This window comes from Flavobacterium sp. OHVDL-2026-0007, from assembly GCF_059882335.1.
The window spans coordinates 1,446,505-1,460,335 of record NZ_CM187612.1 but is presented as its reverse complement, the minus strand read 5'-3'; the positions used below and the strand labels follow the sequence as shown (position 1 = coordinate 1,460,335).

Sequence of the window (13,831 nt, the reverse complement as noted above, 5' to 3'; positions counted from 1 at the left end):
TTGTCTGTTATTAGGGATGATTTTGCAGAATATCGTCTAGAGATTTACTTAAAAGTGTTACTGCATTTTCCATTTCAATCGGATCTAAATGCCCAAATCCCAAACGGGTAGCCGTTAGGTTTTTACTTTGATATAAAATTGTTTTGGGTAAAAATAAGCCATTGGCGATACATTGTTTTTGCAATTGTACCAAATTGAAAGAATCAAGCCATTCCACCCAAATTGCCAAACCACGAAGAGGCACTTGAAAGGCAATTTTTCCGTTCAATTTTTCCTTTAATAAGAGCACAAAATAGTCTCTACGCTCTTTGTACATCTTTTTATTTTTTTTGGAGAGGCGATGTACTTCGCCTTCACGAATCCATTCTGTTAAGACCTGTTCTTTGATCACATCTATGGCAGGTTCAAGTATGTTTTGATGTTTTTCCAGTTCCTTGATAAACTCGGATGGGCCTGTGATAAAACCGTATCCAAAGCCTGCGGGCAAGGATCTTCCAAAGGATCCAATATACACTACTCGCTGATTTGAATCCAATGCCGCTAAGGGCAATACCGGATTATTGTCATAATGGAAGTCAAAATCATAATCGTCTTCTAGAATAACAAAGCCATATTGATTGGCCAATTCAAGCAGCTCGATTCTTCTTTTTGCACTCAGCGCCGTTGTTGTGGGATAATGATAATTGGACGTTAGGTACAATAATCGAATAGTATGCTCTTGGCAAATTTGTTTCAGCTGTGCCGTATTGATACCCTCTTTGTCAACAGGTATGGTAATAATTTGTGCTCCACAATCCGACAAAGTCATATTAGAGATATAATATCCTGGAGAGGCAACCACCACTTTATCACCGGGGGTAATGAGGAGTTTGGTCACGAGATACAAACTAACTTCATGACTGTTGGTGGTCAGTAGATTGGCTGTTGAAATACGAATTCCTCGAGTCAGATTGAGAAAATTAGAGAATTGGGTTTTAAAACTCAAATGGGACTGTTCTTGGATTTGTTCCCAGGTTTTGGAGTGTTGTTGTCTTTTTAATTTAGATACATACAGTCTGGCCAATACATCGGTTTGAACCAATCGCAGATCAGGAAGACCGTCATTAAATTGATAGGGCAAGTCACTGATCTCTTTGGGGTTCTCTAGTATCGTGGAATGTTTAAAAGTAAAACCAGCACTCACTTTTAGAGTGTTTGTCCCTTCAGCAGGAACAAAGTCGGCTTTGTTTTTTTGTTGTTTTTCGGATAAGATAAAGGTTCCCTTGTTGGGTAGAATGGCAATCCAGCCTTGTAATTCTAAATCTTGAAAAGCTTTAATGAGGGTATTTCGGTTAACCGATAATTCTTTACATAGTACACGTGTGCCCGGAAGTTTTGTACCTTCGGGAAGCAATCCAATTTGTATGGCTTTAATGAATTCAAAAACGATTTGTAAATAGAGCGCAGTTGTTTCTTCAGGCTTAAGCTGAATGAAACTTTTGAAAGGAATTTGAACCGGACTACCCATTTTTAGTAAACTGGTATATGTTAGTAGTACGGCAAGATACTACTTTTGCCGAAAATTAAAAAAAATGACAAAAATTTATTTGGCACTACTGGTTCTTATTGGTGCTGATGTATGTGCTCAGACACAAAAAGACACTATAAATATTGATGAGGTGATCATTCATGAAAACCGATTCAGTACTCCTATCTCGAAAAAAAATAGAAACGTATATGTAATTGATAAAGCCGTAATTGCCAAATTACCGGGTAGATCTATTCAAGAGGTATTGCAATATGCTAATGGAGTTGACCTAAGACAAAGAGGTCCCTTTGGAAGTCAAGCCGATGTTAGTATTGATGGAGGTAGTTTTGAACAAACCGTGGTTCTTATAAACGGAACCAAGATCATTGACTCACAAACGGCTCATAATATGCTTAACCTACCGATTCCGGTTGAGGTAATTGAAAGAATTGAAATCATCCGTGGACCTGCTGCATTGACCTATGGAATCAATAGCTTAACAGGGGCAATCAATATTATTACCAAAAAGCCAAACCAGTCAGGATTTTTAATCAATTCTTATGCAGGTTCGAATTTTGAAAAAGACTCGCAAGGTAGCGGAGATACTTTTTATGGTACTGGAATCCAAGTGGGAGGTATTTTGAGTAAAGAAAAACACCAACATTCGCTTTTTGCTTCTCATGATAAAAGCAATGGATACCGCTATAATACCGATTTTGAAAACAATAAGATATTTTATCAAGGGAACTATCAACTCAATGATACTAATGAAATTTTAAGTTCATTCGGTTATATCAACAATGGATTTGGAGCCAATGGATTTTATGCAGCTCCTGGGGATAAGAACTCCAATGAAGTGGTGCAGACGACTTTTGCTTCGGTACAATCCAAACACACGCTATCGGATAAGTGGACGCTGATGCCCCGATTGAGCTACCGCTATAATTATGATGATTATCGCTATTATGGAAATACTAACTTGAATGCGGGTAGGAGTCAACATTACACCAACTCTGTGGCTGCCGAAGTCAATACTACCTATAAAACAGAAAGTGGGGAGTTAGGATTTGGAGCAGAAGCCAGAAGTGAGGATATTAGTTCCTCTAATATTGGGGAGCACCGTCGTGAAAATGTTGGGATTTATCTACAATACAGAACCGTTTTTCTAGAAAAACTGGATGTGAATTTGGGTGCTTATTTGAATTATAACTCTAGTTATAAATGGCAAGTTTATCCTGGTCTTGATGCAAGTTATGCCATCAGCAATACCTTTAAGATAGTGGGGAATATTGGAACGAGTCAGCGTATACCGTCGTTTACAGATTTGTATTTAAACCAACGCCCTGGAAATATTGGTAATCCAGACCTTGAGACTGAAAATGCTTTTCAGAGTGAAATAGGATTGAAATACAGCAAAGCAGCCTTGAGTTTCAATGCGAATTACTTCTATAGAAAGATCAGTAATTTTATCGATTGGACCAGAACCGCTACTACAGTTCCTTGGCAAAGTAATAATTACGGAAATCTTAATACACATGGATTCAATATGCGTTCCAATTACAGCGCCAGATTGTCTAACGATTCGAAATTGAATATCAATCTTGCTTATTCTTATTTAGAGTTTACATTCGAAAATGAAATTCCGAATGTATTTTCTAAGTATTTAATTTCATCTCTAGAACATCAAGTAACCAATACAATCGATTTTCAACATAAGAATTTTAGCTTTTTATTTGCTACCCGTTTTAATCAAAGAGTAACAGGTCCATCGTATTGGATTAATGACTTTAGAATAAGTCAAGCGGTTAAAAAAGTGACGGTCTATGTAGATGCGCAAAACATTTTCAACACCACCTATTATGAAGTAGGAGCAGTTCCTCTTCCTTCAAGATGGTTTAGTTTAGGAGTGAAATTTGCGACTTTTTAGTTTTAAAGAAAAAAACCCGAAGAGTGTCTACAAAAGGTGGCTCTAGTGAAGGTAAATAAAGAGAACAATATGAAACGAGTCGAGTAAGTCGTAATTAGAGAATTACATAAATTAACAAGAGTGTCCAATAGATAAATAGTATCTATTGGGCACTTTTTTTATTAATTAGTCTAGTTGAAAGAACACTTTTTTAAAATTTTAATTGAAATAGCTGTTTTTCAAAACATTTCCCTTGTTTTTGCTATTCGTTTATGGAAGTTGCTGATTTACATTTGTTTATGGTTTAATAACCAAGTTAGTTGATTTTGTAGAACGATGTAAAACTTTTGATCATGAAATTAAAAACCAGTTTTAAAACTATATTTATAGAAGTTGTTAGTCTATTATATGCACTGCTATTTATTTATGCTGCAGTAGGTAAAATACTTGATTTTGAAAGATTCCAAGTACAACTCGCTCAATCACCATTGTTAAGTGCATTTGCGTCTTGGATTTCTTGGCTAGTCATTGGTATCGAGTTAATAATTGCGCTTTTAATTGTTTTTAAGAGAACGAGAACTTTTGCATTAATAGCTTCACTGTGTTTGATGAGTATGTTTACAGCTTATATTTTTATAATCCTTCATTACAGTTCTTTTATTCCATGCTCTTGTGGAGGGATTCTTGAGAAGATGACATGGAATGTGCATTTTATTTTTAACTTATTTTTTATAGTTCTGGCCATTATTGGATTGTGGCTACAAACGAGGAGTGACAAAAACGGAATTAAGAAAATAGACTTGCTACTATATCTTCGGAATATATCATTTTCACTAGCAATAAGTATATTAGTTGTAATTGTTTTGTATCTGTCTTCAGAACAAATAATCCATCATAATAATCCATTTATAAGACGTTATCCAAAAAGTGCAGTCAAATTGCAACACACTCTTGATCTGGAATTTAACTCTTATTATTTTGCTGGTAAAAATAATGGCAATATATATCTTGGAAATTACACAGACCCTTTACATCTTTTATCGATTGATCAGAGTGAACGACGTAATACTATAAAACTTTATTTCAATCATAGATACCTTCCATTTCGATCTATTAGGATTTTAATAAGAGAAAATTATATTTATTTACTAGATGGAACTGTGCCTTGCATTTTTAGGGGAAAAATAAATGATTGGAGAATTAATTCGCAGTTAACAGGTGTGCCACGTTTTAGTGCTGCTCAGCCGATGGATAGTGTTACAGTTGCTTTTCGAAACAATACTGGTAAGAACAAATCTAGCGTACTTGGAATTTTTTATGCAGAGAGATTGCCACGCGTGAAATATGCCCCGCATCTTCTAAAGCGACAGATTGATGGTATTTTTGATAGTGATGGTATACTGCTTTATAATGAAGAAATGAAACTCTTTGTGTATAATTATTTTTATCGTAATGAGTTTATTGCTGTTGATAAAAACGGTAGCCTAAAAATGACGGGGCATACTATAGATACTATAAGGCATGCTAAGATAAAAGTCGCTTACCTTAAAAATAATACAGAGAGACAAATGGGCGCGCCTCCTGTAAAGGTCAACACGCTGACCACTACTAAAAACAACCTTCTTTTTGTAAATTCAAAAGTCCCTGGGAGATATGATGATCTTAAACTTTGGAATAGATCATCTGTCATAGATGTTTACAATCTAAAAAAGAATAGTTATATAATGAGTTTTGTTATTTATCATAATCCAGATCTAAAGGTTCAAGATCTTTTTGTCACCGACACTAACTTCTACGTAATCGCGGGAGCGGAAATGATGATTTACAATCTTGGTGATCTGTTGAAAAATGAAATGAAAAAAGCATCAGGCAAAATGCAGGGTGCGTAAAAGTATATCGGCCGATATCAGGAAAAAGATCGAAAACCTGTAGAAAAAAGTAGATCAAGTTTAATTTAAAATTTTACTATTATGAAAACCATGTTTTTAAAAAAAATGATGCCGTTTGCATTTGTATTATTTACTGGAACAGCTGGAGCATTTCTAACTACTTCAATGCAAAAGGTAGCCAATGTGGCGCCCAAAGATGGATATGTAACTGATGAAGATGACATACCGTGTAATCAGCGCGTATCTTGTAGCACTAATTTTAATGCTCAACTCTGTCGTATAAGCTATCCTTCTGGGGAGCAAGCTAAGGGCAAAGTGAACAACACTTGCGAAGAGACTTTATATCGTCCTAGCAATTAAATCTGGAATAACGGCCAGTTGCAAAGCAGTTCCTCAAATGGAACTGCTTTGTTATTTTACATCTATTTTGTTCCTTTTTCAATCCAAGCTGCAGGCTTTTCGTCTTTTAGATAGTAACCGAACCACTGGCAAATCCTTTCTGTAAGGTCTGACTGATTTAGTGGATCCAAAATGGTATGGGCTTCTTGTGGATAAAGGAGCATGATACTCTTCTTACCGAGTATTCTAAGTGCCAGATAAAATTCAACACTCTGATTCCAGTTCACATGATTGTCCTTTCTACCAGCATAGGATAATAGGGGTGTGGTGACTTTAGGAACATGAACTATTGGAGAGTTTCGGGCATAAATGTCAGGTATTTGATATGGTGGGAATTCCATTTTCAATTGTCCGCTTTGGAAGTAATTCATTTGAGGGCGTCCAGTATCCCAGTTGATGCTATAATAGTAAGAGTTGATATCTGTTATTGCCGCCCCAGCTACAGCGGCGGCATAAAGCCCAGTTTGGGTAATGATGTAGCAGGTTTCATATCCGCCGAAGGAATGGCCAATGAGTCCAATTTTATCCTCAAGTATAAGACCCATGGCAATGATTTCCCGTGTGGCAGCCACAGTACAGTCTAGAGCGGAGGGACCCTCATTTTGTTTTTCGCTAACTATATCAGGACAAAGTACAAAATAGCCTTGACTGGTAAGAACTGTGGGATTAAAGCCTGCTTCGTTTTCCAATGTTGGATTAATATATTTATAGCGCTCTGAAGATTGTTTCTCGTATACATTTACAATCATGGGGTATTTCTTTTTTTTATTATAAGCCGCGGGATAATATAAAATGGCGTGCAGTTTTTTGCCTTTTAAATTCTGGTAAGAAATAAGTGTGCTCTGCCCCCAGTAGAATTTTGTCTGTTGCGGATTACTTTGGAAAAAGATCTGTGTAGTTTTTCCTTTTTGAAATATGAGCCTTGGCGGGACATTGAATTGCTCTTCACGGTAAATAAAACACTTACTATTCTCCGAAGCGAAAAGTTCAGAGACATATGCATCTTTATACACTATTGGAATTTCACCTGTATGTGTTTTCCATTTGAAATAACCCGATTTCCCGTCATCGCCTTTGGCCTCTAGCAGAAGCCCATCTTCTGTCTTAATGCTACTGTCTGTCCATCCCTCGTAATTGGACAGTCCCGAGGAGCGCTGCAATTCAGAAATCCTCAGCTGTATTTGTTTTTCCCTGCCATGGGTCATGCGTCTGCAAGTACTCCCATCAGGTTTTATTGTCCAGATGTCATAATGGTCATAGAGAATAATCTCCCTGTCATCAGGTGTCCAGCCAGCAACTCTGAAAATGGTATCCTGATTGGGGATAGTTTTAGGTAAAGATGCGCGTAATTTTTTAGTAATATTCAAATGTGTTTTTGATTTGAGATTGTAAATCCAGCAGTTGTTTTGAGCTGAGTAAGTGATAAATTTGCCGCCAGGTGAGCTCGCTGGCATTGGCTCTGTTGGGGTTATGGCTTTATTTTGAAGGAAAAGCTCTTTTTTACCTGTGTTTAAATCCATGATATAAAAGTCGCGCGGACCATTGTACTCAAGCTGGGGCTCGTAGCATTGTGGATTAGACAATACTGCGTAATTCTCATGGCCAGCGAGCATTACGCCAGGTAGGGTTTGGGATGATACCTGCAACAGCTCCCCTGAATGTGGGAACCATACGGCCAAGGTCGGCTTTTTATCGAATAACCCTATCTTTTGTTCCAAAGGATGAATCCATTTATCATTGCTGTTCCAAAGTTCAACTGCAGCGCCGCTAATTGGCTTTTCGTTGTTATGAACTGGATCTTTTTTTGTCCGCAATCCAAAAAATACTCTTTTCAGATCGTTACTAATGCTAATGTGGGATTCTCCAAGGTTGTCTAGTATTTGATCTCGGGGAAAACCGACCTGATTTTCAGGATTCAAGCAGAAAAGAGCCTCATTTTTCATAATGTAGTAAAAAAGGGAACTTTTATCCGATTTGGCTGTATTAGATGCCATAAAGCATATGGACTTGGAAGATTTTTCCCAAGTTAACATTTTAAAGAAATCAAAACTTTGCTTTATGATCCATTTAATAGTATCACTGCTATTGAGATCTAAAATTCCAAGGGAATAAAAGCCGTTTTCTGTGGCTGTAAAAAGAACTTTGTCCCCGCTTGGACTCATTTTAAATTGCATTACACCTTGAATTCTATGCATAAGATCACCGTCTTTGTTTAAAATTTGCAGGGTATTTTCAGAGGATGTTTTCTTTTCAAGAACTATTAACTGATGCAAGATGGGAGAACAGGTATAACGCAATATGTGTTGCATTGTGCGCTTTGTTCCAGATTGTAGATTTAGGAGTTGAAGCGCTCCGTCTTTCTGATATAAAAAATGAGTATTTCCCAAAAAATTAGGATTTAACCCTGATGGAAAAACGTATTTTTTTTTATTTGAAGTAGAGATAAGAAAGAGCGTGTCCACTCCGTTTTTATAGTGCATGGAAAAGCTGCACCAGCGGGTGTCTGCTGTTGCTTTATGATACTGTAGATCACCAAGAGATTTAAAGTCTTGAAAATGAAGCTGTTTTTTTTGCACCACCTGCCCCCTTACAGGGCAGGCTACTAATGGCAAAATAAATATAAAAAATAAAGCTAAAACTACAGCCAAAGAAAGGGGGAAATGAATTCCCTTTTTGTTTAGATGATTCATTGATATGATTTTAATGTTAATAACCACTGTTTTGTGGGAGTAGTTTTGGATTTAGCTCCAACTCGCTCTGCGGTAGTGGGAAATTAATATCATGAGGGTCCCATCCGGGCTTTACTGCTGAGAGTACCGCATTTATGTGCCCAGCTCGTTTGAGGTCGAAAAATCGGTGACCGTATTCGCTAAAGAATTCCCATCTTCTTTCCTCATGGATGGCCAGTAGCAGTTCCTGCTTATTAAGTCCCTGTTTGTCTTTAAGACCTGCTCGTCTTCGGACCTTGTTGAGGTCTTCTACTGCTGCGTCCAATTCGCCCTGCTGCGCCCTTGCCTCTGCTCGGATCAGATACTGCTCTGCCAGACGAAGTACAATAGAATATTCAATTGAGGAAGGTGTGTTGTTGCGTACTTTATACTTAAAAGGATAGTACCAGATAGAGTCGTCGCTGGATACTTCCCCAATCCAATTCTTTTTTCGAAGGTCGTCTTCTGCAAAGGAGTCTATAAGACTGCTAGATAGAGCTGTGGTGAGAGGAGGCCCACTAGATAGAATAAAGGTTATCGCTTCATCGGTATTTTGTCCTGCAGCGGTGGGCTGTAGTTGCCAGATGGTTTCCTTTGAGTCCTTTAAAAATGTATTTTCAATATTCTCAAGCGTGTAAAATCCAGTATCATTTATAACAGCAGTAGCACTCTGAGCAGCCTTGGACCATGAACTAGAGTATAGATATACCCTCGCCAATAAGGCATAAACGGCGGATTTCCCTGGGCGCACTCTGTCACTATTTTGCTGAACTGATGATAAAAGCAGTGCAGCTTGCTCAAGATCAAGCTCAATCTGCTGGTAGACGTTCTCTCGGGTGAGTTTAGATGAAGCAGCATTAACTTTGTAGTCAGTGTTGGTGATATATGGAATGTCACCATACAAATTCACTAGATAAAAATGCAGCAATGCACGAATAAAAAGTCCTTCCCCCAAAAGTTTTTCTTTATTGGCTGAAGTCAGGGTCAAGGATGATCCACTGCCTTCCTGCACGGCATTTACTGCATATATTTGGTTGTAAGCTGCTCTCCAGTATTCCATTATGGCATTATTTGAAGGAAGTAGAGCATTAGTATAAAAACTCTCTGTTGCGCTTGTTGGAGCTCCGTACCAAGTTAGTTCATCGGAATAACAAGCCAATTGATTTGATATTCCATAGCTTGTACCGCTTAGAATTCCTGTATCTCGAATGTTGGCATATATATTTAGCAAAGCGGCATCGGCAGTCTGGTAATTTTCAAAAACCGCTTTTTTTGTCAACTGCGATTTTGGAAGATCTACCTCTACAAAGGAATCACAACAGAACAATAAAAAGGTTAGTAAAAATAAAGAGAGGCGAATAATATTCCTTTCCCAATGACCTACAGTGTTTATCTTTTTCATGATTTTTTTGTTTTAGAAGGTTAATTGGATCCCTGCAGTTATTATTTTTAAAGGTGGCAGGAAGCCAGAACTCACAAATTCAGGATCACCGAACTTATAAGAAGTAAAGGTGAGAAGGTTCTGCGCTTGCAGCATAATTGTACACTGCGTATGCTCGACAGGAAGTTTAAGATCATAGGAAAACGATATATTCTTAAGGCGGACAAAAGATGCCTCGCCGATGGATGCCGTACTCTCGCTGTATTGTGAGCCTGCATCAACGGCTTGCGAATTGTAGCCTGCGGTGTAGATCTGATAAGGGGCTGTATCACCCGGTTGCTGCCAACTGTACTGCATTTGCTCGGGCTGGTTATACATCTGTCCCGCAGATGATATCGGATAATTATAATTTTTTTGTTTTACAAATTGCAGTAAAAAATCAAGTTTGCATTTCTTGTAGCTCAAGGAATTCTCAAATCCACCAAAATACTTCGGATTGAGATCCGCAACAAGCTGTTTGTCTTCCGGGGATGAGATTCTCCCATCTTTATTGATGTCGCGGAATTGGTAAGTTCCAGTTTGAGAATCAAGACCTGTGTAATCATATAGTAATACAATATTAAGAGGTTTATTGATACGGTATCTCTGTCTGTAGGTAGAACCTTCCAGACCTGGGAAACTCAGTAGCTTATTATGCGCCATACTAAGGTTAATACTTGAGGTCCAATTTAATTGGTCCGATTTAAAATTCACAGTGCGCAATGTAAATTCGAATCCAGAATTTTCCACTGTTGCTCTGAGATTGGACTGTAGCGATGGGAATCCAGTAGTTGCTGGCATAGGTATGCCTACAAGTTGATTGGAAGAAATATTTCGGTACCAAGCAGAGGTCAGGAAAATACGATCAGAAAATAAACCAGTTTCTAATGCTAGCTCAAGTTTTTTATTAGTCTCCCATGCAAAATCGGGATTAAAAAGACCAGTGGGCTGAAGCCCTGCCGTCCCGCTATACAAGGATCCTGAAATACTATAGGTATCCAAAAAATTATAATCCCCGATCTGGTCGCTTCCCGTTGTGCCATAGCTCAGGCGGAGTTTTCCAAATGAAAGCCATGGACTGTCATTTAGAAATGCCTCTTTCGAAAAGAGCCAGGCTGCACCAGCGGCTCCAAAGATTGCAAATTGATTCCCTGGCCCAAATCGGCTAGAGCCGTCACGTCTAGCTGTGATATTAAGAATGTAGCGTTTCTTCCAATTGTAATTAACGCGGCCGAAAAAAGCTTGATATTTGTATAGGGTTTCATTATCGTTGATTACCCGCACCGTAGAAGCGGAGGACAAATTATAAATAAGACTGTTGGAGGGAAATCCACTTGCAGTTTGCACCAGCTGCGCGGTGGACTGATTTTGGAATGTTGCGCCCACCAATAAAGAGAGTTTTGTGTTGTTGGATTCTATTTCCCAGCTGAGTTGTGGTTCTGCAATCCAAGAAGATCTGTTGGTCGTATTGACCGAAAGGCTTGAGTGCGAGCTGTCATAATTTAGTCTTGGATTATAAATAGTAGATGGGGCGGTACGGGTTTCGAGATAACTTAAATTGTTGTATCCAAAGCTGCTTTTAATCCAAAGTCCGTCAAGTAGTTGGTATGAAAGTAATGTACTGGCCATAAAATCATGGCTTTTCGATTCGAATTTGGCCGCGAGATATCGAAGTGGATTTTGCCAAGTGTTTCCAGCCCAGTTAAGGCTTCTGTCGCTATTATACAGGGCAGGGGCATTAGGAGGTAGGCCCCTCGAGAGGCTGGTAAGATCAGAAGACGGTTGATCATTGTCTTGCAAGTTATAGCTTGCGGATAACTGCATCTTAAAATCCTTGTTTTCGGACTCGTGATTCATACTAGATTGGAATCCCCCTTTTTTATAGATAAATTCCCCTGGGAAAACGGTGGTTTCGGTGTGGTAATTCCCATTAAAAAGGAACGTTGTGGCCGTTGACCCTCCCGATACGGTAGTCTGGAGGTCAGTAAAGACAGAGGTGCCTCCAAAAAATTCTTTCTGCCAGTCGGTGTACCGTGTTTGGTCCCAGGTGCCATTAATATCGTAAGCAGATTTTGGATAGGTAGCAATTCTGTCATTGGCATAAGCGCGACGGCGCATTGCAAGGTACTGTTCTGTATTCATGAATTTTCCAAATTTGGTAACCTTTCCAGTTCCAGTGGAAGCATTCAACGAGACTTTAGTTTTGCCGCCTTTGCCTTTTTTTGTGGTAATTAGCACAACGCCATTGGCTCCTCGAGAGCCATAAATCGAAGTGGCATCGGCATCTTTCAGCACCTCGATACTCTCAATCTGATCAGGATTAATAGCATTAAGCGGGCTGGTCAAGGTTGGAAATAATGTAGAAACCTGTCCATGACCTATAGGATCGGAGGCATAAGGCACACCGTCAATGATATATAGTGGGGCATTAGCTTCGGATCGAATACTGTTTTGACCCCGGATTTTGATCTCAAATCCACCTCCAGGAATACCAGTTGTTTGTGTAATACTTACTCCAGCCATACGACCTTGCATGGTGGCCAGTACATTGGTAACAGGTTGTATTTCGATGTCTTTTGAAGTGATTCTGGAAATATTCCCAGTGCGCTCACTTTCTTTTACAGAATAATATCCTGCGTTTACACGAACTTCTTGCAAGGACATTGTATCATATTTAAGGGATATATTTAATGTCTGTTGTCCTTTTATGGGGACAAAGGCAGTTTTAAAACCTATAAAAGTTACAATTAGAGTGTCTGAACTATTGGCAGAAATAGTATACTGACCGTTGTAATCGGAAATAGTTCCAGAATGGATTTTACTTTTTAAAGCTATATTGACACCAGGTAAAGGATTAATGCCATCAGTTATAGTGCCATGCACTTGATTTTGTTGAATGGTTGACTGCAGTTGCCGCAGTGCACTTGTTGCTAGAGCAGGGCTGGAAGAAAAAATAAAACCTAAAAAGAATAGGCAATAAAGAGCTCTTCCATCCTTGTAAAATGAAAAATTATTCATAATATTGGGTTGGTTAGTTAAACGATAGTTTTTATTAGCTACGGTCCTCTATACTAGTTTGGTGACGAGATAGAGGACTATTTTATTTACTATAAAAATTGAATTTGAAGTTTCAATTTGGATTTGAAGCGATTCATTTCATAGGCATTTGAGTTTAAATGTTAATGATGGGAAGTCACAATGCCGTTATCGTCTTGCGGCTAGATTCGGACAGTGTGTTTCCCATCGAACTAATTCAAAGGTTTGATGTTGCTTATTGCGAGACTTTGGAAAAAAATGGAAGTGCTATGAATTAAGAAGAGTTGTACCTGATTTTTTGGCATAAAAAAAGGGCATGGAACTCAGCTTATTGCTTAGAAGGATTTACTGGACTACCCGCACGCAAATAAGTGAGCCCACGCCGATTTAAAGGCGTGAGCATTTACACTTATCATCTTGTGTGCTAAAAAAGTGTCCAGTTTTTCTAAGCAAGATTCAAAGCGAATGCTTCATATATTTTATTAGAAGTATCGCAAAAGTACAGATTTTATATAATTCATAAACCCCTGTACCATACAAATATACAGTTTTTAATTACTTATAAGTAGTTGAAAACGATTTTTTTTTATCTTTTTTTTACTTGACTATGACGGATGATAATTTTTTACATTTTAGAATTGCTATAATATTAGTATTAAAGCAGCTTCGCAAGCTAAAGGATGTTACGCAGGCCAATGTTAATACTGATTTGGAGGAAATGACTGGTTCAGCTCATAATATGGGTAGAAATGAACTTGAAGGAAATATTACAATGGAAACACTTTATATTTATTGTGCCTATTTTAATATTTCTGCTATTAAATTTTTTCAAATGGTTAGCGAAATAACAGAAGAGGATGTAAAAATATTTCTTGAAAAGAAAGAAGAAGAGAGGAAGAGAAAAGAGGAGAGAAAGAAAAAAAAGTTGTAACTATAATTAGTTCATTTGTATTGATAGTAGCTAGT

The 13,831-nt window shown here is 38.1% G+C and carries 8 protein-coding genes; 4 read left to right on the top strand and 4 right to left on the bottom strand.

The features are described from left to right. Positions 1-10: 10 nt before the first annotated feature. A complete protein-coding gene (locus AC51AA_RS05585) occupies positions 11-1,507 on the bottom strand; it encodes an aminotransferase-like domain-containing protein (RefSeq protein ID WP_500704745.1) in 1,497 nt (498 codons plus the stop codon). A 64-nt stretch (positions 1,508-1,571) separates the two neighbouring features. Here AC51AA_RS05585 and AC51AA_RS05580 point away from each other — a divergent pair, with 64 nt between their 5' ends. The 3 genes from AC51AA_RS05580 to AC51AA_RS05570 all read left to right on the top strand — a co-directional run bounded on the left by AC51AA_RS05580 (position 1,572) and on the right by AC51AA_RS05570 (position 5,662). Continuing rightward, positions 1,572-3,434 carry a TonB-dependent receptor plug domain-containing protein gene (locus AC51AA_RS05580; RefSeq protein ID WP_500704744.1) on the top strand — a complete coding sequence of 621 codons (1,863 nt, stop codon included), beginning with the start codon at positions 1,572-1,574 and terminating at the stop codon, positions 3,432-3,434. Positions 3,435-3,766: 332 nt separating this feature from the next. After that, positions 3,767-5,302, top strand: a complete 1,536-nt coding sequence (locus AC51AA_RS05575) for a DoxX family protein (protein ID WP_500704743.1) — start codon at positions 3,767-3,769, stop codon at positions 5,300-5,302. Positions 5,303-5,383: 81 nt separating this feature from the next. Next, a complete protein-coding gene (locus AC51AA_RS05570) occupies positions 5,384-5,662 on the top strand; it encodes a hypothetical protein (protein WP_500704742.1) in 279 nt (92 codons plus the stop codon). A gap of 62 nt (positions 5,663-5,724) precedes the next feature. Here the strand turns inward: AC51AA_RS05570 and AC51AA_RS05565 are convergent, their stop codons facing one another. From AC51AA_RS05565 to AC51AA_RS05555, 3 genes are read right to left on the bottom strand one after another with little or no spacing between them, the layout of a single operon-like run. Continuing rightward, complete coding sequence (locus AC51AA_RS05565; RefSeq protein WP_500704741.1) at positions 5,725-8,391, bottom strand: S9 family peptidase; 2,667 nt, start codon at positions 8,389-8,391, stop codon at positions 5,725-5,727. Positions 8,392-8,407: 16 nt separating this feature from the next. Further along, positions 8,408-9,811, bottom strand: coding sequence for a RagB/SusD family nutrient uptake outer membrane protein (locus AC51AA_RS05560; protein WP_500704740.1), 1,404 nt, complete (start codon positions 9,809-9,811; stop codon positions 8,408-8,410). A 12-nt stretch (positions 9,812-9,823) separates the two neighbouring features. Then, complete coding sequence (locus tag AC51AA_RS05555) at positions 9,824-12,712, bottom strand: SusC/RagA family TonB-linked outer membrane protein (RefSeq protein ID WP_500704739.1); 2,889 nt, start codon at positions 12,710-12,712, stop codon at positions 9,824-9,826. Between the two features lie 760 nt (positions 12,713-13,472). Between AC51AA_RS05555 and AC51AA_RS05550 the strand changes: the two genes are divergently transcribed. Then, positions 13,473-13,796, top strand: a complete 324-nt coding sequence (locus tag AC51AA_RS05550) for a hypothetical protein (protein WP_500704738.1) — start codon at positions 13,473-13,475, stop codon at positions 13,794-13,796. Positions 13,797-13,831: the final 35 nt, after the last annotated feature.